This is a genomic window from Sediminibacillus sp. JSM 1682029 (genome assembly GCF_041366435.1).
GTDB classification, from domain to species: domain Bacteria; phylum Bacillota; class Bacilli; order Bacillales; family Amphibacillaceae; genus Sediminibacillus; species Sediminibacillus terrae.
In genome coordinates this window covers 717,151-743,704 of record NZ_JBEWYY010000001.1, presented here as the reverse complement: position 1 = coordinate 743,704, position 26,554 = coordinate 717,151, and the positions used below count along the sequence as shown (strand labels likewise).

Below are 26,554 nucleotides of genomic sequence, written 5' to 3'. Positions count from 1 at the left end.
ATTATACCATTGGTATATTTTATAAAAGCTTATATATTAAGGCTGTCTATTTATTATTTCAAAACCCTTGATTTAATTATACCACTGGTATAGAATGTCTCAAGTGACCGAATTTTATGGTGAAGTAAAAGCTTCTTAATGATTTTCACTGTCCTGATTTTTTATTCAGCGACAATCAGACATAAAGCAACTTCCTATGAACTAATTTTATCTTAATAAGAAAGAAGGAATACTATGGTTGAAAGTCAAAACGCAGCATCCTCTCCGCAAAGTATCAATAAAATCCCGTTGATGATCGTGCTGATATCCGGAGCGTTTGCTGCTATATTGAACCAAACCTTGTTAGCGACTGCTTTGCCGCACATCATGAGGGATTTGGATTTGAATGCAAATACTGCCCAGTGGCTGCAGTCCATTTTCATGCTGGTAAACGGAATTATGATTCCAGTTACCGCTTTTTTAATTGAACGATTTACCACGCGTAAATTATTCTTTACTGCCATGGGGCTTTTTGGACTAGGTACAATAATTTGCGCATTCGCCCCTGGCTTTACGACTCTGATGGTCGGCAGAGTCCTGCAAGCATCCGGAGCAGGTATCATCATGCCGTTGATGCAGACCATCTTGTTTTTGATATTCCCTGTGGAGCGGCGCGGAACCGCGATGGGAATGTTTGGATTGGTTATTGCTTTTGCGCCGGCAATCGGTCCGACGCTATCCGGATGGCTAGTGGAAAATTATCCGTGGAGAAGCTTGTTTTATGTTATCTTCCCGATTATCGTGATTGATTTGATTGTTTCTTACTTTATTCTGAAAAATGTAACCGAACAAAAGAATCCAAAGGTCGATGTCTTGTCGATTATACTTTCCTCGTTAGGATTCGGCGGTCTGTTATATGGATTCAGTACTGCCGGTAACAGCGGCTGGACAAGCTATCAAGTAGTAATATCGATGATTGTCGGTGCGATAAGCTTATACTTCTTCATCAATCGTCAATCGAAGCTTAAACAACCGATTCTCCAGTTCAAAGTGTTTAAACACAAGATGTTTACGATTACTACAGCTCTTGGTATGATCGTCTTTATCGCCATGATTGGCGGAGCGGTTATCTTGCCGCTACTCATGCAGAATATGCTTGGCTATACTGCCTTTGAATCAGGGCTTATGCTTCTGCCGGGTGCTTTATTGATGGGGGTAATGAACCCGGTTATGGGAAGGCTGTTCGATAAATTCGGTGCCAAGTGGCTGGCCATTATCGGTCTAACCGATTTGGTTGTCACTACTTTCATGTTTACGAATTTAACAGCTGAAACGACCTTTACCTACCTGGCAACGGTCAATGCAGTCAGAATGCTTGGTGTAGCGATGGTCATGATGCCGGTGACGACGGCTGGCTTGAATCAACTGCCGCCGCATTTGATTCCACATGGAACCGCCATGAACAATACGATGCGTCAGGTGGCAGGAGCTGTCGGTACAGCGCTCCTGGTAACGGTTATGACCAATAATATCCAGCCTGAAAATGGCATCGATGGCGCTGTCCATGGAGTGAACGTTTCCTTTATCGTGGCGGGTGTCACTGCCATACTCGGGCTTATCCTGTCATTCTTTATCAAAAATTCCCGTCCTTCTGTGGAAGAGGGGACAGAGCAAGCTTAAATGCTAAAAAATGAAAAAACCAGTCAACTGTTAAAGTTGACTGGTTTTTTGCTATCTACTCGCAGAGAAGGAGGAGTGCTTCTGGAAGCTTTCAAATTTTAATCGTAAAAGACTACAAGTCGGTGCTATCTCTTTTTAAAACGAGAATTCCGTCTCCACACTCATCTATAAAAAAATTAATCTGTAACCATGTACGTTAGTCTTTCTCTGGATTTAAACCATTCCAGAAGAAATCAATAATCTGTTCTGCAGCTTCCGTTGTCGTCAGAAATATGCCGTTGCCATTCCGATCGCGATAGTTGCCGACCCGGAGCAATGCTACATAGGCATGGGCGGCAAAAGTAGGATGGATGGTGGATATTTCTCCTTTGTCTACTGCCTCTGTCAATGCTTGTTCAATCGATTTATATAAGTGTTCCTCGGCCTTTTGCATTCTGACGGTTTGTTCTTCTGATAAAGTATTTTTTGTCTCCCGCATGAAACTGTCTAAGTCAATATCGAACGTGGCAGTCAAGTGTGCTTCGGCAATTTCCAACAGGCGTTCGCGCAAAGGAATATTTTTCTGTAAAATCCCTTGGATTTGCCCATGAATCCGGTTCATTAGTTGTACGATGGTTTCTGTAAACAAGGCTGCCTTGCTTGGATAGTAATAATAAACGGTAGCTTTGGTGACGTTGGCGGCCCTGGCTACGTCGTCCACGGATACCTCCTGATAACCATTGGTCAAAAAAAGCTCGATGGCTGCCTGGAGGATGATGTCGGTTGTCGGTTGTTTTCGGTCACTTGCACGCGGTCTTCCCAGCGGCCGTTGGTTATTCGCGGTCAATTTCGTTCTCTCCTTGTTTCTTTTTACTTTTTGCAAGTATACCATAAGTTTTTCAATAAGAAATTTACTCTTGATTGAAAATTAACTTACCAGTATATATAATTGTATGCAGTAGTTATCTTTCAACCGGAGAAGGGGATTGCATGAATAAATTTCTGGAATGGTTAGGCAAAGCGGCAGCTGGCATAAAAACCAGATGGTTGACCGTGGTGATATGGATTGCGCTTGTGGCAGTAGTATCGATGGTGTGGCCGCAAGTGAATGAAGAAGAAACAGGATCGAATAATCTGTTACCGGAAGACGCGATGTCGGAAAAAGCCGCCACGCTTTCTGACGAACAGTTTCCTGATGATTCTGGTGTTCCGTTACTTGTTGTATGGTACAGAGATGGCGGATTGACAGACAAAGATTTTTCATCTGTAATATCTTTGTTTGGCGATTTGGAAGATAACCCGCTCGAAAATCAAAAGATGATTCCGCCGTTCGGAGAAATGCCGGTACCTGCATTGCAAGGTGCGGCCTCTGAAGATGAAATGGCACTGACGACTCCGATATTTTTCAAGGAGGAAGCTTCTACAGATGAGCTTCAATCGGCGATGGACAGTTTGCAGAAACGTATAAGTGACCGCTCGGAGAAGCAGGTCTTTGAAAAAGACATCGACTCTGAAGGGCTTCACGTAAGATTTACCGGCCCGGCAGGCATTCAGACGGATACCACCGCGTTGTTCAGCCAGGCGGATGTGACTTTGTTGATTGCGACTGTCTTATTGGTGTTGGTGTTGCTGATTGTGTTATACCGTTCCCCAATATTGGCGGTTGTTCCGCTGATAGGAGTTGGTTTTGCATATGGATTGATCAGTCCATTGCTAGGTTTCTTTGCTAGTCGAGGCTGGATTGTCGTCGATGCACAGGCAGTATCCATCATGACTGTCCTGTTATTCGGAGCCGGAACAGATTACTGTTTGTTCCTTGTTTCCCGTTACCGGGACGAACTGCAATTGGAGGCCAATAAATATAAGGCACTGCAGCTGGCGATTGCCAATTCTGGTGGCGCCATCATGATGAGTGCACTTACTACGGCAATCGGATTATTGACTCTGTCACTGGCACAGTATGCCTCTTACGACCGTTTTGCTGTTCCATTCAGTCTTGCTATCGTGATTATGTGCCTTGCAGTGCTAACCTTGCTTCCGGCAATTTTGGCCATCTTCGGCAGAACAGCCTTCTTCCCATTCATACCAAGAACAGATAAGATGGTGAAGGAATTAACAGAGAAAAAAGGAAAACCAGTGCGGCAGCCAAAAACGAGAAGCAAATTCAGTAAAGCGGCAGGACGACTGGTTACGGAGAAGCCCTGGGCACTCATTACTGTCTGTCTTCTCATCTTGGGCGGATTGGCAGCATTCGTTCCAAAAATCGACTACACGTATGGCGTGCTGGATTCTTTTCCGGATGATATGCCCTCACGGGAAGGTTTTGCTCTAATTGCTGAACACTATCCACCAGGAGAAATTGCCCCAGTCGACATGATCGTCGAGGCCGATGGAGGGATGGATGAAATGCAATCGGTATTGGCTGGAATGGAGAATGTCGCGGAGGTAAGTGATCCGACATTTAGTGAGAACAATGGGAATTTCGTTCATTACTCCATCACGTTATCCATCGATCCATACTCTTCTGAAGCCGTGGCCATGATTCCGGATTTGAAGGAGGGCGTTGTGGACGTTTTGGAACAGGCGGGTGTGGAAAATGCCGGTGATCGTGTCTGGCTTGGCGGAGAAACAGCAAATCTATTTGACACCGAACAAATAACCAGCCGTGATCAAAATATCATTATTCCGGTCATCCTGATAATCATCGCTATTTTACTGCTGGTATATTTGCGTTCGATTGTTGCAATGACTTATTTATTGTTGACGGTTGTTTTGTCCTTCTTCTCCGCCTTGGGGTTGGGTTGGCTGATTATCCATTACGGCATGGATGAACCGGCGATGCAAGGTCTTATCCCGTTGTATGCCTTTGTCTTCCTTGTAGCACTCGGCGGGGATTACAACATTTTTATGATATCGAGTATTTGGAGAAACCGGAAACGGATGCCTTTAAAACAGGCAATTGCTGAAGGGGTAGGCGAGACCAGCAGTGTCATCACATCCGCAGGTCTTATTTTGGCAGGGACATTTTCGGTATTAGCTGTGATGCCGATGCAGGTGCTGGTTCAGTTTGGAGTCGTAACCGCCATCGGCGTGTTGCTGGATACCTTTATCGTCAGGCCGCTTCTCGTGCCTGCTATTACGACAGTGCTCGGCAACTATGCGTTCTGGCCAGGGGCTTTATGGAAAAAAACAGATGCTCAAAGTCAGGAAAATAGAAGCTAAATATAGGAAGAGCATCGTCGATTAAAACTGACGGTGCTCTTTGTATATGTTGGAATGTTTCTTTTGATTTTGGGGGGGCTGTAATAGAAGCGGTTGCAGATAAGTTATAATTAATTGTGCGGAAAAAGCTTATAGGTTGGTAGTTCACTCCCTGATGAAAGCGGGTGGACATAGGAGTGTATTTGGATTGCTGGTTTTGTAATCAGCTTCGGAATGCCTTGCCGGTTCTACGCCAGAGAAAAACAAGCAGTGCCCATGTTTTCGTGGGTTAGAAAAAGGAAACCGATCTAACCTGCCCTTTAAAAAGAGCAAGATTACACTTCGGCAGGGTACCTCGCTTTCAGCGGGCACCTCTTCAGCTAACTTGGTAAAGAAAAGCACTTTACCAAGTTGATCTTCAGCTCGCGCTCATCCCGCAGGAGTCTGCGTACCTTGCCTCCGTGCCTGTGGAATTATTCGCAAACGAGCGATGCGTTTTTTCTCATATCGTTGTAGAAAGAAAGCTAAACTGAATGGAAAGAATGGGAAGACGAGTACTTCTTTTTAATTTTTTTGGTGCAGGTTCGCACGTTCCAATTTCTAAATAAAAAACCTTCCGTGCTGATGTTCGTCTTCGTCATTGTTTGGAAATACTCACACGCAATAGAAGAGTAGAGTTCTATTTATTTTGTTTTGATCATGTAAAAATTAGACCCCGAAAACATAGCGTAGTAGCTTGTCGTAGCATACGAAGCAAGCATCAAACAACAGGATAGTAAGAAGTCTAAATAAGGGACACAAAAATTAACAACCGAACGAATTTGATCGATAGTTAAAATTCGTTCGGTTGTCGCTTTGGTGGCCATGCTTTTGTCCGGCCATTTTTGAGAGTATCCCAGTAAATTAAACAACCTTACGGCAAGCATCTGCACACTTCATACAGATATCCGCACATTTCTGGCAATGTTCTTGTTCATGTTTTTTGCATTCATTTCCACAGTCCTCACAAATTTTTGCGCATACGGAAGCCAATTCTTCTACATATGGCGTGCCTCTCGTAATTGCTTGAGCGAGGTAACCGCAAATATCTGCACATTCCCGATCAAGGCGAATGCATGGGGCCATCATTTTTACGTCGTCTTCTTTCAGGCAAGCATCGTAACAATGGTTGCACTGTACCATACAGTCGTGCAAGGTGTCGAGGAGCTCTTGGTATTTTTCGTGTGCCATTATAATATCCCTCCATTAAGTAATTATATATATATATCTTCCCAATTCAGGATGAATTAAACGAATAAGCCTTAGATAAAGAGAGAAGGGGACTGAACGACCTAAAGAGTCGCCGATTAATAAGCGAATGAACTTGGTGGACAAGTGCACAATAATGCCATAGGTCATTATGCATAGGAGAAACATTACCTTTGTCTTATGGACTGCGACAAAGGTAATGTTAGTGTTTCTTGAATGGCGCTTACATGTGGCTTATGATGATAACGTCTGATATTATCTAATTTTATTGAAAGGAAGTATAGTATGGCTCAATCATCTGTAAAGGTTGCAATACAGAAGTTTGGTAATTTCCTTAGTTCCATGGTATTGCCAAACATTGGCGCTTTTATTGCCTGGGGATTGATCACGGCTTTGTTTATTCCGGATGGAATCATTCCGAATGAAGAACTTGCCAAGTTGGTCGATCCGATGGTTAAGTACTTATTGCCGCTGTTAATCGGTTATACCGGCGGTAAACTGGTTCATGATCAACGTGGAGGGGTGGTCGGTGCGATTGCGACCATCGGTGTGATTGTCGGAGCTCCCGATACACCAATGTTCCTCGGCGCAATGATCATGGGACCGCTTGGTGGATATGTGATCAAAAAGTTCGACCAATTAATCGAAGGGAAAATTAGAACAGGATTCGAAATGTTGGTCAATAACTTTTCTGCAGGTATTCTTGGTGGACTGCTTGCAATTCTGTCTTTCCTTGCCATTGGTCCGGCTGTAGATGGCTTCACGCAAGTGTTGGTCGTGGGCGTCGATTGGTTAGTGGGCGCAGGTTTATTGCCATTGACTAGTATCCTGATCGAACCGGCAAAAATCCTGTTCCTGAATAATGCAATCAACCACGGTGTGCTTTCTCCGATTGGGCTGGAGCAGGTACAGAACGCCGGGAAGTCTGTATTGTTCCTATTGGAAGCGAATCCCGGACCGGGTCTTGGTGTTTTGCTTGCCTTCTCTCTATTCGGTAAAGGTTCTGCAAAACAATCCGCTCCAGGTGCAGGAATCATCCACTTCTTGGGCGGTATCCATGAGATTTATTTCCCGTATGTATTGATGAAACCGATGTTGTTCATTGCTGTCATTCTAGGCGGTATGAGTGGTGTCTTTACATTGGTACTGTTGGGCGGAGGCCTTGTAGCTCCTTCTTCGCCGGGAAGTATAATTGCAATTACAGCTGTTACTCCTCCACAGACAATGGCTTATGTCGCCAACTATGCAGGAGTGATTGTTGCAGCGGTCGTTTCATTTGTCATTTCGGCAATTGTTCTTAAATCCGGTAAACAATCAGAAGAAGATATTGATGAAGCAACTAAGAAAATGGAAGAAATGAAAGGAAAGAAAAGTTCTGTAGCCGGCTCTGTATCTTCTCGTGGTGGAGAAAACACTGCAGAGCAGGGTGTAATGCCGGAAGAAGTAGACAAAATCGTCTTTGCTTGTGATGCCGGCATGGGCTCAAGTGCTATGGGAGCTTCTTTGCTCCGCAAAAAGGTGAAGGAAGCTGATCTTGACGTTACCGTGACGAATACGTCCATCAGCAACCTGCCGAGTGACGCGCAAATAGTCATTACACAGGAAGAATTGACACCGCGGGCGAAAAGCAAGCTTCCGAACGCTTACCATATTTCGGTGGATAACTTCCTATCCAGTCCCGAGTACGACAAGCTGATTGATAGTCTCGAGAGTGGGGTATCAGAAGAATTGGCGGAACTGACGGACGAGGCACAGGAAGAAGCGACAGAGCAAGATCCTGGGCAAGCAGAAGACGATGATCTGCTTCTCGAAGAGAACATTTTTATCGGGCAAGAGTTTGATTCCAAGGAAGACGCAATCCGCTTCGCTGGTGAGGCTCTGGTGAAAGCAGGCTATGTGGAAGAAAGCTATGTCGATGCCATGATCGAACGCGACAACATAACATCCACATATATGGGGAACAATGTAGCGATTCCTCATGGCACGGAAGATGCAAAAAAAGCGGTGCTCAAGTCTGGTTTCACGGTCGTACAAGTACCGAATGGCGTTGATTTTGATGGAGAAGAAACCAAACTGATTTTCGGTATCGCAGGAAAAGACGGTACCCACTTAGAAATCCTTTCAGGAATTGCTGTCATTTGTTCTGAAATGGAAAACATTGAACAGATGGTCCAGGCGAAAACAGCAAAAGAACTGAAAGATATCATCAACAGTAAATAAACGCAGCTTAGAGAAGAAAGGCGGGGTATTCCTGCCTTTCTGTTCTCATTTCAGTGAAAAGTTGGAATGATGGACTAAAAGAGATCCGTAAGTATTTTCTTGTTTTTCTGAACAGATGGACAAAGTACGTAGAAGAACATTTTAAAGTAGAAATGAGTGGGTAATATGTTTATTACATCACGAGAAAAATCCATCATCGATTTGATTGTCAGAACCTCAGGAAAGCATACCGCACAATCTCTGGCTGCATTTCTCAATGTAAGCGTCAGGACGATTCAGCGGGATTTGAAATCAATAGATAAACTATTGCAGCAATTTCAGTTGGAATTGACCAGAACGTCGAGTGATGGGCTCGTCATCGATGGAAAAAATGAGCATATTTACCGTCTGATGCAGCACCTTTCCAGTCTGAATCCGACAGACGAAACGCCGGAGGAGCGAAAACTTTATCTGCTGATCACCTTGCTGCAGGATGGGCCGTCTTTTAAGACGCAGGTGCTGGCAAAACAGCTTGGAGTAAGCACGGCTACTTTGAGTGCTTATCTAGATGACTTGGCAGCCTGGTTGGAGAAATTTCGGGTAAGGCTTTCGAGGAAACGTGGCGTAGGGGTGGAATTGTATGCGCAGGAGTCTGACAAAAGGAAAGCTTTGGCAGGCTATTTTTCCGTCCACTTCCATGAAGAACTGATCGAGCAGTTGTACTTGCTGCAAAAAGGGAACCAAGTTGAGGGGCCCGTGTTGGGTTACTTTTCACCGCAATATTTATTGGAAGTAGACACTTTGGTCAGCAGGACGATCAATAAGGGACAAACCAGACTGGCCGACAGTGATTACATCGGTTTGGTTATCCATATATGCATCACCATGCAGCGAGCGGAAAATCAGTATCCGATCGAGGAAAGGGATCAATATGTGGACAAATCCTCTATGGAATACCGGGGAATGAAGCAAATTTGTGAAGAGTTGACACAAAAGTATGCGTTGCCTCTCACGGAAAGAGATGTGCGATTTCTCTCGGTTATTTTAAAGGGATCCAAACTGCAGGCTGCCGATGCCATTGAATATGACAGCATCATGCTGGGCAGGCTGATCAAAAATGTCATCGCGGATGTTTCCAAACAACTCCACGTCCATTTGTCTGATGACTTCTCGTTATTTCAAGGGCTGCTCGCGCATATGGAGCCTTCTTTGTTCCGCTTGCAACAGGGAATGGAGTTATTCAATCCTTTGACTGAAGATATAAAACGGAAATATCCAGTATTGTTCATGGCGGTGAAAAACAATCTGGAAGAACAATTTCAAGATGTCCGGTTTCCTGATGAAGAGGTTGCTTTCATCGTGCTGCATTTCGGTTCGGCTTTGCTGATGAATGAGGAGAAAGCATCTATAGAGGCGGTGGTTGTCTGTCCGACAGGGATCGGGGCGTCGAAAATGCTGGCCAGCCGCATTCAACAGGAAATTCCGGAAATTCAAAAAGTAGAGATTTTGTCGATCAATGACTTTCAACATGCGGATGTGGAATCGTTCGATATCGTCATTTCAACCGTCCGGCTGCCTTTCACAGAGTTTGATTACATTCTGGTCAGTCCCCTGCTCAGCGAAGAAGACACGGAAGCGATACACGATTTTTTGCAACGAAACCTGGAAAAAATGACAAGCAAAAAACACTACCTACGACCAGCGGACGAAAGTGGCTCTGTAAATCAAACAGAACAACCGGCAATTCAGGATTTGCTGAAGGAAATCAAGGAGGTCCATTCCAGCATTGAAGGAATCTTGGCTAATCTTCGGGTTTACCGCCAACAGCAAACGGCTGATCATCGGGCAGTACTGGGGAGAATGGTCGAACAAGCTGAGGCCGACAACCTGCTGGATGATTCGCAAAAGATCGTGGAAGAGCTGGAAGAACGTGAAAATAGAGGCGGCTTAGGAATCCCTGGGACGAACATGGGCTTGTATCATTGCCGGGATGACCATATCCATGAATTGATTTTTCAAGTATCCCATTTAGAACAGCCTTGTACCATTAAAGGAATGGATGGACAGGAAGTGCAAATGAAAAATCTATTGTTAATGCTGGCACCCGATAGTATGAGCCCGCGCGAGCAGGAAGTACTTAGCCTGATCAGCACGAGTATCATTGAAAACGACGTCGCAATGATGATTTTTTCATCCTCTAACGAAGCAATGATTCGCAAAAAATTGGAGGATTTGTTTTTAGATTACCTTCAAAATAACTTGATAAAGGAATGATGACGTTGAAACAAACGGTGCACTTTGGTGCAGGAAATATCGGCCGTGGTTTTATCGGCGGTTTATTTGCCGAATCAGGTTACCATGTAACCTTCGTCGATATCGCAGATCAAATTATTGATAAACTGAATGAACAAAAAAGCTATCAGGTAAAATTGGCTACAGAGCAGGAACAAACGACTACGATTGAAAATGTATCCGGCTTGAATAATATGAAGCAGGAAGATGAAGTGATAGATGCAATCAAGAGCGCTGTTTACTTGACCACGGCAATCGGGCCGAACATTCTGCCGCGGATCGCCCCATTGATTGCCCGTGGGTTATCGGAGCGTGTCTATGAAACAGATGAAGCACTATATGTGATTGCTTGTGAAAACCAAATTTCTGCAACAGATATTTTGAAAAGACATATCATGGACAACCTGGATGAGGACACCAAGGAAAGACTGGAAGGCCGGGTGTATTTCTTCAACTCGGCAGTGGACAGAATCGTTCCTATCCAGGAAGATCCGGAATCGCTTGACGTCCTGGTAGAGCCATATTTTGAATGGGTTGTCGAAACCACGCAAACCATCCCGCCAATTGAAGGCATGACAGTGGTCGAAGAGCTTGCCCCTTTTATTGAGCGGAAGTTATTCACAGTAAATACAGGCCATGCGGTGATTGCGTATTTTGGCTATCTAGCCGGAAAGAGTACAATCGATAAAACGTTGGCGGATGAGACGGTTGCTAAGCAAGTAAAGGAAACGTTGAAAGAAACCGGTGCTTACCTTGTGAAGCAATATGGCTTAGACGAAGAAGAGCATCTTGCTTATATCCAGAAAATTATCGAGCGCTTTAAAAATCCTTATTTGAATGACGCAGTCACCAGAGTCGGACGTGCTCCGATGCGTAAGCTGGGACCAGAGGACAGACTGATTCGTCCAGCAACAGAGGCCCAGAAAGCAGGATTGTCGTTCACGAATTTAGCGAAGGCGATTGCAGCAGCCCTGCTGTTTGACTACGCTGAAGATGAGGAAGCTGTAAAAATCCAGGGAATGCTCAAGGAACACGGACCAGCATATGTGCTGAAAGAAGTGAGCGGCCTGGATGAAGATAGTGAAATCAGCAAAGAAGTAATCGAGCAATACCATTCTCTAAAGCAATAACGGAAAGATGATAGCGTGAAAACGCCTGAAGGTAATTACCTTCAGGCGTTTTTTGTTAATTTTTTTATGTAGGGTCGTAATAAATATAAACTACGACATAGCTTGAATGCGTCTTCCTGACGTCCTACTTTTGATGAGTTGGAGTTCGACGCTGCGGAAATACCCTGCGCTTTCCGCGGGCGGCTGGTGAGCTTCCTCGAGCTGACGCTCTGCGGGATCTCACCGAGGCCTTTCCTCCCGCAGGAGTCTCCGGGTATTTTCTTCGCTAAGAACAGCTTTCTGTTTATAAACGGGTATAACTAGACATTTTTTTATTCATCGTACTCCATGGACCGTATCATCAAATGACATTGCTAGAAAAACAAGCGGAAAGTCCAAGAACAGGAGATAAGACGGGAACTCCAACTGTCTTTTATGAAAAGGAATACCTACTTCCTGACAAACGTTTTTAAAATGGCTTTGTTGGTTCTCAGGAAAAAGTCTACGCTTCCGCTAATCAGCATGCTCCTTAGCGCAGGGAGCATACGAAGACTCCTGCGGGAACAGCACGAGCTGAAGATCCACTTGGTAAAGCGTTCTTTCTTTACCAAGTTAGCTGAAGCCGTGCCCGCGGAAAGCGAAGTATGCTGCCGAAGCGTTGGGTGTGCGCAGTTTCTAGCCAATTAACAGTGGAAGGGTAATTATTTGTTATGGAACGGTTAATGACGCAAGGACCGGATAAAAATACGTTTTTAAACAAAACTAACAGACAGAAGGTGTCAGATTCCTAATGGAAATTACCGTGATTTTCAGGAAAGGAAGATAACATGAAAAATCGCTTAATTGATTGGCCGACTTTCGTGGGAGCATTAATAATATTGCTGGCAGTTACCATCCCGCTAGTCTTGTTTCCTGAACAGGGTGAAGCATTTGTCCTGGCAGCTAATGATTTTGTCACCCAGAACTTCGGCGTTGTTTATTTGCTCGTCGGCTTTGTTTTGTTCTTCTTTCTGATATACGTGGCGTTTAGCGTGAACGGACATATCAAACTCGGCGAAAAAGACGAAAAGCCAGAGTTTAATACTTTTTCTTGGGCAGCAATGCTGTTCTGCGCGGGAATCGGCTCAAGTATTTTATACTGGGGAACAATTGAATGGGCTTACTACTACCAGGACCCGCCGTTTGGTATTGACACAGGATCACGAGAAGCGATCCAATGGGCCAGCTCTTACGGTATTTTTCACTGGGGACCGATTGCCTGGGCGATTTACACTCTGCCAGCGCTGCCGATGGCTTACTTTTATTACGTCCGGAAGAAACCGGTGTTAAAAATAAGTGAAGCGTGCCGCCCATTGATCGGGCGGCTCACAGATGGCCCTGTCGGTAAACTGATCGATATTTTATTTATGTTCGGGCTGATGGGCGGGGCAGGTACCACTCTTGCACTAGGTGCTCCGATGATTGCAGAGGGTGTTTCCCGGTTGACGGGTCTGCCTGCAAATATGACCATGCAGACAGTAATCTTGATTTTGTGTACGACGATTTTCGCTATCAGCGCTTATTCGGGCCTGCGAAAGGGAATCAAAGTGCTCAGTGATTTGAACCTGTGGTTGGCCATCTTTTTGCTGGCATTCATTTTTGTGTTTGGACCGACCACCTTCATTGCGGAGACGACGACCAATAGTATCGGCTTGATATTGGATAATTTCTTTCATATGAGCACATGGACGGAACCATTCAATAATTTAGGACCGTTCGAACGTACTGGTTTTCCGGAAGGATGGACGGTTTTCTATTGGGCGTGGTGGCTTGTGTACGCTCCATTTGTCGGCTTGTTTGTTGCAAAAATTTCCCGCGGCCGGACGATTCGTCAAATGGTTCTGGGAACGATTATCTATGGCTCGCTAGGTAGTTTATTGTTTTTCGGTATCATGGGGAATTTCGGGCTGTATATGCAGTTGACAGGCCAATTCGATGTTGTCAGTGTTTTGAATAACCAAGGGGCACCATATGCGATTATCAGCATAATCAATCAACTGCCATGGGCTCCTTTGATCATTCTGGTTTTTACCGTATTGGCTATTATTTTTTTGGCAACAACATTTGATTCTAGCTCCTATATCCTTGCTTCAGTTGTCCAGTCGGAAGTAGAAGATGAACCTTTACGATGGAATCGCTTGTTTTGGGCATTCACCTTATGTTTGATGCCATTGGTGCTGATGTTTATCGGAGGGTTATCGACGTTACAGACGGCCAGCATAGTCGGCGGCTTTCCTTTGCTATTTATCATGCTCATGCTGGCATGGTCTTTTATGAAAGCCTCTACTGACGACTTGAAAGCCTCCGAACATTATAAGCCGAAAACAATCAATCTAGACTCCAAAAAGATATTGCAGCGGTTGAAACGAAAAAAGAAGAGGCGGGAAGATGCCGATGAAACAGAAAACTGAATAATGATTTTCCCGATATGTCGGGCTTGTCCCCTTCTTCATATTCCCTTCGATCCGTCCGATATAAAAGGAGAAGGAAATAAAAGGGATATATGGGGGAGAAGACATGCAGTTAGGGTTTAAAAAGAGAAATGATTCAAGCAAGGGGACTTTCATCGAGGAAACACTAGCCGGGAACACAAGGCTGAATATCGATCACCATCAGGATCTGAAGAAACAAATAAAAATGATCAACCTGCAAAAACAGGATTTAGTGGTGCTCGCTTCCTTGAAGCCTTTTGTGCAGGAGAAAATCCATACTATCGTGGCCCAGTTTTATCGCAATTTGGAACATGAAAGCTCTTTGATGGGCATCATTGAGAGCAATAGTTCGGTCGACAGGTTGAAAAAAACGCTGCTCGTCCACATTCAAGAGATGTTTGACGGGAAAATCGACGATGAATTTATTGATAAACGGCTGAAAATTGCTCATATCCATTTTAAAATCGGTCTGCAGCCAAAGTGGTATATGTGCGCATTCCAAGATTTACTGCTGTCTTTGATTTCCATCATCGACGAGAAGATTCAAGCAAAAGAAGAATCACGTAAGGCAATCGAAGCCGTGACAAAAATAATGAGTTTGGAGCAACAACTTGTACTGGATGCATTTCAGCAAGAGAATGAAACGACCTATCGACAACAAGAGGAAGAGAAAAATATATTGCACAATGAAATCAAGGATACTTCTTCTGAGTTGGCAGCAGTGTTTGAAGAAACCACAGGATCGATCGGGGAGTTGGTGGCTAACCTGGAGGGTATTTTACGTATTTCCAAAGAGGGGACCGAAACATCCTTGGATGTTGAGCAGACATCCATCACTGGAAAGCAAGATTTGGAAGGCCAGCAGGATAAAATGACTGATATCAATGACCGTATGGAAAAAATCAAAAAAGAAACAGAGGGTCTCCTGGAAATATCCAACCAAATAGGTGAAGTCGTCACCATTGTAACCGGAATCGCAGAGCAAACGAATTTGCTGGCCTTGAATGCCTCGATTGAAGCTGCTAGAGCAGGTGAACACGGGAAAGGGTTTACGGTGGTTGCTGATGAAGTACGGAAGCTTGCCGAAGAAACGAAAAAATCGGTAGCAAGTGTATCCGAGCTTGTCGGTAAAACGGACGCTCAAATAAATGGTGTATCCTCCTACATTTCGGAAGTAAGGGAGTTGATTCATAACGGAACGGATGACATGAAACAAATCAATCAAGTGTTTGATACGATTGTATTAAAAATGAAACAAAGCAAAAATCAAAGTGACTCGATCGAAGGGGAAATCGAAACCTTTAAAAGCAGTCTTGACGAAGTGAATAATGCCGTGACCCACGTAGCCGGCTCCATTGACGGACTGGTGGAATTGACGAAAAAGTAATGTGCCAATAGTAGACCGGTTTATTTTTTCTTAGCAGTTCTTCCTGGTATCATCAGCGTTTTCTAAGATGCTGATGATATTTTTTTGCGGTTGCTTGATGTGGAATTAAGGAAAGTATTCATTAAATGGTCGATTGAAGAGGATTCAGACTTCCGGATTTCTTTTCAACCAACAGGCGTCCTCCAATCCCGTTCATTCTCTGGATACCTTCAGCTTTTGAATGGAGACAGGTTTTAGTGGAATATTACAATTTATTCCGCATTAAAGTTCTACCTTTTGCATCTCTTTGTATACTCTGAATGAGAATAGAAAAGGAGTGAGGAGATGCTGAAAAAGGTGCTGATTGTCGGGGTTCTGTTGTTTAGTCTGTTTCCTGCAGCAGTGTCGGCTGGATCATTTGGAAAAGGGGATCCTCCAGGGAATCCGGGTGAATGGTATATCGGAACAGCCCCTTCCAATGGTTCGGATGCCAATCATCCGATTTTGTTCGTTCACGGTCTCAACAGTTCTTCCTACACTTGGTGGGACGAGAATGATATGTATGATACAGCCCTTGTAAACGGATTTGAAACTGCTTTTATCGATTTATATCCGACTAGGGATATGTGGGAAAATGGAGCGTTGCTGGCCGAGAAGCTGCAGGAAGTCTATACTTATTTCGGCGAGAAGGTGGTGGTGGTAGCCCATAGTAAAGGCGGGATTGATGTGCAATCAGCTTTAGTTCACTATGGAGCCGCGCCATATGTCGAGAAAGTCATTACGTTATCGACGCCGCATCACGGCAGCCAGCTTGCAGACCTTGCTTATAGTAGTTGGGCTGGTTGGCTGGCGGGAATATTGGGGAGCAAAAATGATGCGACCTACTCACTGCAAACTGGTTACATGGCGTATTTTCGAAACGATACAGATCCGATTGCAGGTGATATTCCTTTTTTCACATTAGGAGGGACGAAACGAGGAGGCTTCGGCAGCTCCCTATTCTGGGGAGGGTTGTATTTAAGCAGTTATGGAGCGAATGACGGTGCAGTGACTGTCGTAAGCTCCCGGCTGCCATACGGAACTGAGATAAGCGCAGGGGCGTGGAATCACTATTCCATTAAACAGGGAAGTTCAACCTTTTCGATGTTTTCCCATTTACTAACCGAATCCACGGACGGAATGCAAGCTTCCATCAAGTCTGTCCCCGCAAGGGAAAAGGAGTTGGCCGTTCAACAAAGTCCCAAATATGGTTATATACTGAAGGGCGGTCAATCACATGGGGAACAGACAGAAACTTTTTATGTAGAAGAGAGTGCTGAAGAATTGTTAGTAGATTGGATAAGCGATAAAAAAATTACACAATTGCACCTCTTAGATCCCGATAAGAACAAGTATACAGCGTTTTCCGTGGAAGAAGATGAAACGGATTACTTAAACGGAGCGTACCACCATCGACTGCTAATCGAGAAACCAGCTGCCGGAAAATGGACGATTTCAGCTGCCACTGAAAAGACACAACATTACTTGCTTCAAGCAGCAATTGATAGTCCCCTTGATGATAAACTGAATGTGGGATTGTCGAAGGGGAAATTTAGTGTGGGAACAATCGACAAGGGAAAAAAAACGACTGTAACGGTGAAAACGGTGAAGTATCAACATAATCACCAGCAGACTCAAGCCGAGCAAAATTTAGGCCGGCATTTCACTTACAGCGTGCCTGATTTAGGAGAGGGCGTGTACAACCTAACATTTGATGTTTTCGGTGAAAGCGGAGGGGCGAAATACCAGCGTACCATCGTGAAGTCAATCTATGTAGACGATACAGGCAAGATGTATCCATGAATTTTTGTCGAGGAGCAGGGATGAAGGAGTCAGCCTTCCAGCTGACCCATGATCACCAGCTTGCTTTTTTCACGCCAGGAATTTGTCCTTTATAAGCTAATTCTCGAAAACATATCCTGCATAGCTTGAATTTGCGAATCACAGAGTGTGGTCGGCCACACCGCTCACATCTCGTATATTCTTGGACGCTGAATTTTTGTGGTCGTTTCTGTTTCGCAATCATCGACTTCTTAGCCATATGGTTGTACCTCCTTTTAGAAGATTGTTTATAAAAATAGACAGAATGTAATAGGTTGAAATGAACATTATATCATAGCACGGATAAATAAGATAATGGAAAGATTGCCCGATATATAACTTTGGTCTGGATATAAAATGCCGCCGTCACTTATCTGGCTAATTGTTCCCACTGGCCGTAGTAGTAATAGATTTCTTCCAGGACGCTTTGATCATCTTCGGCTTCCACACCTCCACGGATTCTGGCGATTGTCCCGTCTATTTCCAAAAGTTGTTCTTTTTCTACACTGAATTGGACGCGCCGTACGATTTTGTCCCAGGCTTTTTCCATCTTCGCAGCTTCGGTTTTCACCTCGTCCCAGTTCTTGTTCTTCACCCCTGCTTCAATCTGTTGAATGGATTCATAGAGACGATCATCCTTTCCAAGTGGCTGTTTTAGAAAGGCACCGCTGTTCATTACAGTAATGAAAACAGCCAGGGTTATGAATGGAATAAAGTATAAAAGAAACTTTTTCATCTATTGTCGCCTCCATTCTTAATAAGGGCCATCGTAATCACCCATTTCTGTTTCTTTCCCGATATTATCTTCAAATTTATCGACATACAGGCTGTCGTTGGGAAGGATCAAGGCAAAGGAAACATCTTTGACATCTTCTATATTGTGGGCGCGAAGTTGCTGATGAAGCCAATTTCTGTCTTTTTTCCGCTGCTCAAGGTTCTGATCCAATACAATGCCATCCTGGATCACTTCTGTGGCCAGGCGTCCGGGTCTAACGGGGATCTGCAGATCCTTGCGGGTGACTGGGAGAAACTCCGGTTTTTGTTTGACAGACAGCTCCCCATTAATTTCGAAAACGGCATATTCCACCTGGGTGATATCAAATATTTGCTGACTGCGCAACAAAGTCATCAGTTCGCTCAACTTGATTCGCATTTTTCCCAAGTTGGTCTCCAGAATTTTCCCGTTTTCTATGACGACTGTAGGCTCACCGTCTAGTACTTTGCCCAGATATCGGTTTTTAATCGTGATGAATTGCAACAATCCAGTCAGCAAAGCATAACCGACAAGCCCCAGCCAATGGGCCCAAGCTTTGGAGGAGAGATCTGTAGCCAAAGTGGCTGCGATGGATCCGATCGTTATGCCGTTGATATAGTCGAAAAAAGTGAGTTGGCCGACTTCTTGTTTGCCGAGCAGCCTGGTGAAAATCAGCAAGGTGAAAAATGAAATGATGACTCGGACGATGATGACAATGGTTTCGTTCATAACGGCAAATCTCCTTTCTACCATAAAAATATTTTCCGCAAAATCGGCAAATTTATTAGGCTAAACGAGGCATGTTTTGCAATATGCGTTATCGGAAATAATAAAAAAGAGAGGAATATAAAATTCACAATTCCGTAACAAACTTTTGACAAAAGTGTGAACAAGGTGGATAATGGAGATAAGAATAAAGGAGGATGAGTTGAATGGCAACAAAAGCTCAAATTCTCAATGCAACCAAAATAACAGGAGCTGTCGTACTCACGGCAGGGATTATCATTTTTCTGGCAGGTTTCTTTGCAAGCGGTTCCAGCATTTTGACTCCGATTGGAATCGGGACCGTGATGGGAGCCGTGTTTATCTTTCTTATGGGCGTTTTCTTTGTAGTGACAGAGGAAATCCTGGAGAAAATCGAACATCGCAAACAGATGGGTTCCAAACATGCCTAAAAAAAAGAGCACCTGGCTGCAGGTGCTCTTTCCTATTACTATTTCTTATACATATCCCCAAATCATCGCCAACAGTGTACCGAATACAGTAAGAAGGGCAATGATGACTCCATAGTAAATATTGAGGTAGATGGACCCTCTATCCTCTGATTCGCCGGCATGCATGAATACAATCAGCTGTAAGCCGGCTTGCGTGAAGGCTGTCAAAAGCAATACAGTCATGCCGACGGCGAACGACATATCCAGAAAGTAAACCAACAGGGCAACGATCGTCAGGACCAATGAAAAGACAAAGCCCATGACTTGCTTGCGTGGGAACAGTTCTTTCATATTACATCATTCCTTTCAAGTAGACGAAACTGAATATGAAAATCCAGACGACGTCCAGAAAGTGCCAGTAAAGCGAGAAAATGAATGATTTATTCGCCGTTTCCGGAGTGATGCCCCGTTTTTTGATTTGGATGAGGATGAACAATCCCCAGAACAAACCGAAGGTGACGTGTGCTCCGTGTGTCCCTAAAGTGGACAGCAAAATCGATGTGAACGCACTTGTCTGCAATGCAGCTCCTTCTTCAATATATGTGAAGAATTCCACTACCTCGAATCCGACAAAGGCAAGTCCTAACAGCAAGGTAATGCTGAAGAAAGCGATTGTCGCTTTTTTATTCATCAGTCGCATTGCATGGACGCCGAGACCAATGGTAAAACTACTGGTCAGCAGGATAAAGGTTTCAAAGATGACCGGCGTGATTTCAAAAATCTCGCTGCCGGAAGGACCGCTTCCTGTCCGGCCTTCTAATGTGAAATAAGAGGCGAACAAGGTGGCGAATAGCATGATTTCAGCCCCAAGGAACATCCAAAAGCCCAATATATTCAAGTTATTTTGTTCCGTACTGTATTCGAGAGGCTTTGTTTGGTCTACCTTCATTGTCGGGCACCTCCCAATTTTTCTTCCGTTTCTTTCACTTCTTCTACCGGTATGTGGTAGCCGTGATCCTGTTCAAAAGAACGGTGTGCCAGGCAGGCAAAGATACCGAGCAGCGCAATGACTGCCAAAATCCAGATGCTGAATACCAGGGCAAAACCGAGCACAAAGAAGATGGCACTCATGATAAATGGAACACCGCTGTTATTCGGCATGTGTATTTCTTTATAATTGCCTGGAAACAGCTTATGCCCGTTCTTTTTAGAATCCCAGAATGCTTCACTGGAATTGACCTGCGGTGTAATCGCAAAGTTGTAATCAGGTACTGGCGTGTGGGTGGCCCACTCGAGCGATCGGGCGTCCCATGGATCCGAACTGATATCTCTCGACGCATAGCGCGTGCTGTAATAAATGTTATAAACGATTGTCACAAACCCGGCAGCCAGCATGATGGCACCGACGAAGGAAATCATATTCCAAATACCGAATCCCGTGGCTTCCGAGTACGTGTACATCCGGCGCGCCTGTCCGTCCAGTCCGGATATGAACATCGGGAAGAAAGCGACACATGTACCGATAGAAATCAGCCAGAAGGATAATTTTCCGATCCGCTCGTTCAGCATGAAGCCGAACATTTTCGGCCACCAGTAGGTCAGTCCTGCCAACATGGCGAAGACAACCCCAGGAATAATAACTAAGTGGAAGTGGGCAACCAGGAACATCGTGTTATGGTATTGATAGTCGGCTGCCGACATACCAAGCATAACCCCGGTGACACCCCCGATAGTGAAAATCGGAATGAAGCCTAAAGAATATAGCATTGGAACAGTGATTGTAATTTTCCCTTTCCAAAGGGTAAACAACCAGTTAAAGATCTTGATTCCGGTCGGTATCGCAATCGCCATCGTCGTGATGGAGAAGATACTGTTGACCATTGCTCCTTGTCCCATGGTAAAGAAGTGATGCACCCATACGACAAAGGAAAGCACGGAAATCAATACAATCGATGCGACCATCGATTTGTATCCGTAAAGATTCCTCCGGGCGAAAGTCGGGATGATTTCACTGTAAATACCGAAGGCAGGTAATATGAGAATATAAACCTCCGGATGCCCCCATACCCAGAACAGGTTGGCCCACAGCATATCCATTCCGCCATCGGTCGTGGTAAAGAAGTTACCACCGAATAAACGGTCGATGGTTCCCATGGCCAAGGCCACAGTCAATACCGGGAAGGCAAACACGATGATCAAGTTGGTGATCAGTGCCGACCAAGTAAACATCGGCATTTTCATCAGTTTCATGCCCGGTGCACGCATTTTTAATATGGTTACGATAAAGTTGATACCGGTAATAAGTGTACCCAGACCAGCGATTTGAATCGCGATCATATAATAGTTGGTCCCGACGGATTGACTGAATTCATTACCCGCCAGCGGGAAGTACGATGTCCAGCCGGCATCGGGAGAGCCGCCGATGACAAAGGAAATATTGAACAGCATGGCTCCCCAGAAATAAAGCCAAAAGCTTAAGGCGTTCAATCGAGGGAAGGCCACATCGCGAGCTCCGATTTGGAGCGGTACGACAAAGTTCATCAATGCCATGATAAATGCCATGGCCATAAAGATAATCATCACCACACCATGGGTGGTGAATATTTCGTTGTAGTGCTGTGAATCGAGCAACGTATTTTCAGGGAGGGCTGTTTGCGCCCGCATCATGATGGCGTCGGCTCCTCCGCGGAAAAGCATCAGTAAAGCGGAGATTAAATACATCATACCGATCCGCTTATGGTCTACGGTGGTCAGCCACTCGCGCCATAGATAGCCCCATTTTTTTGTATAAGTGACTCCTGCAACAATCGCTACCAAGGTGAGCGCAATGGCCACCATGGAAGCATAAATCACAGGACTTGGATGAGGTATGGCAAATCTATCAAAAAAGTCCATCCTTTTGTGACTCCTTTCAGGAAATAACTCGGATTGTCTAACGCAACTTATGTTCTGTCAGTCTATTAGTCTTACTCGGAATGATCATGGGTTTCATCCATGTTTTCATGGTCCATCTCCATGTTTTCCTCTTCCGAGTCATCTGAGCTGCCGCCATGATGATGACCGCCATGCTCGCCCTCGGGAGCAGGAGAAAATTCCAAGTGGGTGCTGGAAAATGTCAGCTGTCCAAGATGTCCTGGCTCCAGCAGCTCGTTGTACTTGTCTTCCGTAAGCGGCTTTGCCGTTTCTTGGACCTCGTCGACCCATTCGTCGAATTCATCCGGTGTCACAGCGTTGACGCTAAAGGTGTTTTCAGCGAAACCTTCCCCGCTGAAGTTGGCGTTTCTCCCCATATATTCACCAGGAGCATCAGCCGCAAGGTGAAGGGTGGTAACCATATCGGACATCGCGTACTTTTGTCCGCCGAGCTGCGGTACCCAAAAGCTGGTGATCGGTCCGTCTGAGTAGAGTTTGAACTCTAACGCTCTGTCTGTCGGAATGTAAAGGTAATTGACTGTTTCTATCCCTTCTTCCGGATAACTGAAATGCCACTTCCAGTTGGAAGACTGAGCATAAACCACCAATGGATCCTGGTCTTCATAACCTTCCGGTGTCGCCTCGACAAGATAGTTGCTTCGGACAGAAACGATCGAAAGAACGATAACGATAAGAATCGGTATCCCGACAATAATTCCTTCGACAATGTGATTCCCCTCGATATGGGGAGGCTCATAATCGTCGCTTTGCTTCGAAGCGCGGTATTTCACCAACATATAAATTAAAATGGCAAAAACAGCTATAACGATAAAGGACATAATACCAATCGATAATAGGATGACATCTGCCTGCGTCTGGGCTTGCGGCCCTTTAGGGTTTAAAACCATCAATGGTTCACAGCCGGTCAATACAGCCATGACTGCAAACATAAGTAATAGTAAAGTGCCTTTTATTTTCATGAAGGTACCCCTTTCTGTTTATTTAGTAGCTTATCAAGAAGCTGAAGCGGTACATGGTCTTTTCAAGTAATTATCATAGTACGGTGTATGGAAAAATACAATTATATGTGAAGCTTGTCACAAAAGATTCATGAATTTATTGTGATTTTTGTCACTGAATGTTCATGATTATAAATAGGAAGAAGTTTACGAAAATTGTTTCAATATGTTTTTTATTTATTTTCCAAAAGAGCAATAAAGCTGCTGAAATGTTAGGCAAACAGAAGTTGTCCCTCATTTTATCTTGCCTTTTTGGTAAAATGAAGAAAAAGGAGGTAAGCGAAGTGTTGTATCAAAATCATGCAAGTAGTATTCCGCAAAAAGTAACGCTAGTCTTATTGGAAACGGCAATTTTGTTAACTGCAGCTTGGCTGCTTCTGGGAAATGGCGGCAGATTTGTACACGATTTAGCTGGGACAGGCTTTTTAAAAGGTGATACAGGAAGGAATAGTATGCTATTGTTTCTTTACTTCATTGTCTATATCCGCATGTTACTCACTATTTTTTATCTATTAAAAAGAGAAATGCCATGGAAAGAAGCATTTACAATTCCAATTGCTTTTTCATTCTATTATCTTGGTTTTACCCTGTTCGCCTTAAACACGGAAAAATCGCTTACCTGGTGGGACTTCCTGTTCGTTCTGCTTTTTCTGTTTGGATCTTTTCTGAATAGTTTTTCAGAGTTGCAGCGCCATTGGTGGAAAAAAAATCCGTTAAATCAAGGCAAATTATTCACCAGAGGATTATTCCGATTTTCCATGCATATCAATTATTTCGGTGATCTTGTTTGGGTGACAGCTCTGGCCCTTCTTACACGTTCTGTTTTTGCCTTGGTTATTCCCTTGTTATTATTTTTTCTGTTTGTCTTTTATAATATCCCCCTGTTAGACCGTCACTTAGCATGGAAATACGGTGAGCAGTTTGCTCATTATAAGAAAACTACCACTAAATTCATCTCCTTTATTTACTGAATTTACGTCACCGAACGTTGTATTTTTCTTTTCACAAGGGGAGGGCAAAGTACACGGATGTTTTAATAAAGAAAGAGTACGGCAACAGTTTATAAGATTGGTAGGGACGTTCAACTGACAGACTTTCGTTCATCCTATCTACCATCATAGGAATAAACGCTTTTCGAAAGAATAAAGGAATAAGAAAGCCCCGCTTTCCATATAACAAAACAGGGCAAAGTGAAAATTCCTACAGAACGGGTTTATGGCTGGTTACGGAAACACCGGCTTTTGTCATTTTTGTTTCTGCTTCTTGTTCGACTAAATGCCGAAACGTGGTCAGTGTCTGGTCGAAGTCGGTGTGCTGGTCCAGCAAGAAACTCATTTTATATTCCACTTCCAGCCAGGTAGCAATATCTGCCTCATTATGCTGCAGCTGTGCTTCCAGTTTATCAAGAGCATTGGCCACTTTCGCTTCATAAGTGGACCGATTCTCAAACTCCAGCCACAGTTGCTGGATGTCTTTCCCCAAATCACCTCCTAGTGACTTGCGGATATTTGCAATGGCCTGTTGTTCCCTTTCTTGTTTTTCTTTACGCGCCAGCTCGTTGTCCATCGTGTCAAATGCCGGGATATCCGTAGCCTCGGCCTCCACCAGATCATGAATGGTAATCATTTTCAGCAGCTTTGCCATGTCTGTTTTTTGGTCCAGATAAGGTTCCAGGAAAACAGCCATCAGCGCCACCCGCCATGTGTGTTCTGCGACACTTTCTTGCCGTCCATTGGATAGCCAGCTGTGCCGCAGCTCATACTTTAATTTTTCAGCTAATTTTAGCACTTCCAATATTCGCTTCAATGTTTCCTCCAAGGTTGATCTCCTCCTATATGTTCTTAACCTACTATCTCATTTGTCATCTGTCCGTTCCATGATTTTTTTCTTTTTTTTCCATTAAGAGAGGATGGGGGAAAATATATTGGCACTCAAACACGGATCCAGGGACACTTTCGTTAAAGTACTGATGTAACATAGTAGCGGCCGCTAAATGGTTGTTTCGTACAGTCGATGGTGGGATAATAGTGCAGAAGATAGATTGGAAATGGCAGATTAATAGAAGGAAGGATACTTGTGACAGGGAATTTTTTACGATCGGTAAAGCGTCGAACAGCAATGGTGTGGAATATTCCATCTTTCCCTATCTTATTGCTGTTGAATTTTATGGTAGGGCTTTCGATGTCTTTGTTTGTCCCTTTTTCCTCTATATTCGGTCTGGATGTAGTGGGGATGAGCAACATGGCATACGGTGTGTTTATGATGGTGATGGCTGTAGGCGGGGTGGTCATCAGTACTTACATCGGTAAATTGTCGGATCGGAACATAAGCAGGAAGATGCTTTTGGTCATTACGTCGTTCGCTGCGATAGTTGGTTATATCGGTTTTGCTTACATCCGTGATTATTATTTATTATCGATTGTAGCGTTTTTTCTGCTGGGCATGGCTTCTGCAACAATGCCGCAATTGTGGGCACATGCTAGGGAGATACTGGAATCGTCTGAAGTTCCCAAAAGGGAGATTCCTTTTGTGATGAACATATTTCGCATGTTTACGGCGCTTGCCTGGACAGTAGGACCGGCTTTTGCAGGATGGATACTGGTCCTGGTGGATTTTGAAGGGCTATTCTTACTGGTGGCTCTAGGCTTTTTTATATGTATCATCGCAGTAGTGGCATTTATTAAAGACGAGCCGAAAAGGCAGGATATGGCCGGAAAACAAGTGGTGTTGGGGAAGTTCATTTTTCGTCCTTATATCCTTGCCAACATAGTGGCCATGTTTTTGCTGCATGCAGCTACGACGATCAACATGCAGAATATTCCCCAGTTCGTCACAAAGGTTCTCGGAGGCACAGAAGCACACGTCGGGGTGATTTTCAGTGTCCCGCCTGTCTTTGAAGTACCTTTGATGATCGCCTTCGGAATTTTGGCGACAAAGCTGGATTTAGGATGGCTCATCAGACTTGGCTTTTTGTTTTCCTTTGTTTACTTTTTATTGTTATGGAAGGTTACTGCTCCATGGCAAATATACCCGCTGCAAATACTGAGCGCTGCCAACGTGGCCATAACAGCAGGTTTGGCCGTGACCTATTTTCAAAACTTCCTGCCAAAAGAGCCCGGTACAGCTACTACCTTATATATGAATGCACAAAAAATCGGCCAGACTATCGGTTTTTTATTGTTCGGTTATTTTTCCTCCCTGTTGAGCTATGAAAATGTGTTTGTCATTTGTATTCTTTTTACTGGAGGTGGATTTCTCATTCTGCTTGTTGCCGGGAAGGGAAAAAACAGTCATTCTCCCGTTTTAAGTGACGGGGGAAGGTAGCGGATA

At 44.3% G+C, this 26,554-nt stretch carries 21 protein-coding genes; 11 read left to right on the top strand and 10 right to left on the bottom strand.

What is annotated here, in order from left to right:
- The first annotated feature begins 234 nt into the window (after positions 1–234).
- A complete protein-coding gene (locus ABVF09_RS03725; RefSeq protein ID WP_153462208.1) occupies positions 235–1,659 on the top strand; it encodes a DHA2 family efflux MFS transporter permease subunit in 1,425 nt (474 codons plus the stop codon).
- Positions 1,660–1,855: 196 nt separating this feature from the next.
- Here the strand turns inward: ABVF09_RS03725 and ABVF09_RS03720 are convergent, their stop codons facing one another.
- Positions 1,856–2,485 carry a TetR/AcrR family transcriptional regulator gene (locus ABVF09_RS03720; protein ID WP_237648598.1) on the bottom strand — a complete coding sequence of 210 codons (630 nt, stop codon included), beginning with the start codon at positions 2,483–2,485 and terminating at the stop codon, positions 1,856–1,858.
- A 143-nt stretch (positions 2,486–2,628) separates the two neighbouring features.
- On the opposite strand from ABVF09_RS03720, the gene ABVF09_RS03715 reads away from it, so the two are divergent.
- Positions 2,629–4,860 (top strand): MMPL family transporter, encoded by a 2,232-nt coding sequence (locus ABVF09_RS03715; protein WP_371068648.1) that lies wholly within the window; start codon positions 2,629–2,631, stop codon positions 4,858–4,860.
- A gap of 882 nt (positions 4,861–5,742) precedes the next feature.
- Here the strand turns inward: ABVF09_RS03715 and ABVF09_RS03710 are convergent.
- Positions 5,743–6,069: a four-helix bundle copper-binding protein gene (locus ABVF09_RS03710; protein WP_026771693.1), complete on the bottom strand. Its 327-nt coding sequence runs from the start codon at positions 6,067–6,069 to the stop codon at positions 5,743–5,745.
- A 303-nt stretch (positions 6,070–6,372) separates the two neighbouring features.
- On the opposite strand from ABVF09_RS03710, the gene ABVF09_RS03705 reads away from it, so the two are divergent.
- The 6 genes from ABVF09_RS03705 to ABVF09_RS03680 all read left to right on the top strand — a co-directional run bounded on the left by ABVF09_RS03705 (position 6,373) and on the right by ABVF09_RS03680 (position 17,366).
- Positions 6,373–8,307, top strand: coding sequence for a PTS mannitol transporter subunit IICBA (locus tag ABVF09_RS03705; protein ID WP_371068647.1), 1,935 nt, complete (start codon positions 6,373–6,375; stop codon positions 8,305–8,307).
- 165 nt (positions 8,308–8,472) lie between these two features.
- Positions 8,473–10,560, top strand: a complete 2,088-nt coding sequence (locus ABVF09_RS03700) for a BglG family transcription antiterminator (protein WP_371068646.1) — start codon at positions 8,473–8,475, stop codon at positions 10,558–10,560.
- A 5-nt stretch (positions 10,561–10,565) separates the two neighbouring features.
- Complete coding sequence (locus tag ABVF09_RS03695; RefSeq protein ID WP_371068645.1) at positions 10,566–11,708, top strand: mannitol-1-phosphate 5-dehydrogenase; 1,143 nt, start codon at positions 10,566–10,568, stop codon at positions 11,706–11,708.
- Positions 11,709–12,514: 806 nt separating this feature from the next.
- On the top strand, positions 12,515–14,137 hold the full coding sequence (locus ABVF09_RS03690; RefSeq protein WP_026571577.1) for a BCCT family transporter: 1,623 nt from the start codon (positions 12,515–12,517) through the stop codon (positions 14,135–14,137).
- A gap of 106 nt (positions 14,138–14,243) precedes the next feature.
- Positions 14,244–15,545, top strand: a complete 1,302-nt coding sequence (locus tag ABVF09_RS03685) for a globin-coupled sensor protein (protein ID WP_371068644.1) — start codon at positions 14,244–14,246, stop codon at positions 15,543–15,545.
- Positions 15,546–15,869: 324 nt separating this feature from the next.
- Positions 15,870–17,366: an esterase/lipase family protein gene (locus ABVF09_RS03680; RefSeq protein ID WP_371068643.1), complete on the top strand. Its 1,497-nt coding sequence runs from the start codon at positions 15,870–15,872 to the stop codon at positions 17,364–17,366.
- Between the two features lie 52 nt (positions 17,367–17,418).
- Here the strand turns inward: ABVF09_RS03680 and ABVF09_RS03675 are convergent, their stop codons facing one another.
- The 3 genes from ABVF09_RS03675 to ABVF09_RS03665 form a co-directional block, all read right to left on the bottom strand.
- Positions 17,419–17,604: a type Z 30S ribosomal protein S14 gene (locus ABVF09_RS03675; RefSeq protein WP_026571575.1), complete on the bottom strand. Its 186-nt coding sequence runs from the start codon at positions 17,602–17,604 to the stop codon at positions 17,419–17,421.
- A gap of 150 nt (positions 17,605–17,754) precedes the next feature.
- On the bottom strand, positions 17,755–18,120 hold the full coding sequence (locus ABVF09_RS03670; RefSeq protein ID WP_026571574.1) for a DUF4363 family protein: 366 nt from the start codon (positions 18,118–18,120) through the stop codon (positions 17,755–17,757).
- A gap of 18 nt (positions 18,121–18,138) precedes the next feature.
- Positions 18,139–18,867, bottom strand: a complete 729-nt coding sequence (locus tag ABVF09_RS03665; RefSeq protein WP_026571573.1) for a DUF421 domain-containing protein — start codon at positions 18,865–18,867, stop codon at positions 18,139–18,141.
- Positions 18,868–19,070: 203 nt separating this feature from the next.
- On the opposite strand from ABVF09_RS03665, the gene ABVF09_RS03660 reads away from it, so the two are divergent.
- Positions 19,071–19,313 carry a hypothetical protein gene (locus ABVF09_RS03660; protein ID WP_026771686.1) on the top strand — a complete coding sequence of 81 codons (243 nt, stop codon included), beginning with the start codon at positions 19,071–19,073 and terminating at the stop codon, positions 19,311–19,313.
- Between the two features lie 45 nt (positions 19,314–19,358).
- Here ABVF09_RS03660 and qoxD read toward each other — a convergent pair whose 3' ends face one another.
- The 4 genes from qoxD to qoxA all read right to left on the bottom strand — a co-directional run bounded on the left by qoxD (position 19,359) and on the right by qoxA (position 23,185).
- A complete protein-coding gene (gene qoxD / locus ABVF09_RS03655) occupies positions 19,359–19,643 on the bottom strand; it encodes a cytochrome aa3 quinol oxidase subunit IV (protein ID WP_026571571.1) in 285 nt (94 codons plus the stop codon).
- Between the two features lies 1 nt (position 19,644).
- Positions 19,645–20,241, bottom strand: a complete 597-nt coding sequence (gene qoxC, locus ABVF09_RS03650; protein ID WP_153462198.1) for a cytochrome aa3 quinol oxidase subunit III — start codon at positions 20,239–20,241, stop codon at positions 19,645–19,647.
- Positions 20,238–22,187, bottom strand: a complete 1,950-nt coding sequence (gene qoxB, locus ABVF09_RS03645; RefSeq protein ID WP_153462196.1) for a cytochrome aa3 quinol oxidase subunit I — start codon at positions 22,185–22,187, stop codon at positions 20,238–20,240. Before qoxB ends, qoxC begins: the two co-directional genes overlap by 4 nt.
- 71 nt (positions 22,188–22,258) lie before the next feature.
- Positions 22,259–23,185: a cytochrome aa3 quinol oxidase subunit II gene (gene qoxA, locus ABVF09_RS03640; protein WP_026571568.1), complete on the bottom strand. Its 927-nt coding sequence runs from the start codon at positions 23,183–23,185 to the stop codon at positions 22,259–22,261.
- 323 nt (positions 23,186–23,508) lie between these two features.
- On the opposite strand from qoxA, the gene ABVF09_RS03635 reads away from it, so the two are divergent.
- Entirely contained in the window at positions 23,509–24,195 is a 687-nt protein-coding gene (locus ABVF09_RS03635) for a DUF1295 domain-containing protein (RefSeq protein ID WP_371068642.1), read from the top strand.
- 229 nt (positions 24,196–24,424) lie between these two features.
- Here the strand turns inward: ABVF09_RS03635 and ABVF09_RS03630 are convergent, their stop codons facing one another.
- Positions 24,425–25,042 (bottom strand): HD domain-containing protein, encoded by a 618-nt coding sequence (locus ABVF09_RS03630; RefSeq protein ID WP_026571567.1) that lies wholly within the window; start codon positions 25,040–25,042, stop codon positions 24,425–24,427.
- A 258-nt stretch (positions 25,043–25,300) separates the two neighbouring features.
- Here ABVF09_RS03630 and ABVF09_RS03625 point away from each other — a divergent pair, with 258 nt between their 5' ends.
- Positions 25,301–26,548, top strand: a complete 1,248-nt coding sequence (locus ABVF09_RS03625) for a sugar efflux transporter (RefSeq protein ID WP_371068641.1) — start codon at positions 25,301–25,303, stop codon at positions 26,546–26,548.
- Positions 26,549–26,554 lie beyond the last annotated feature (6 nt).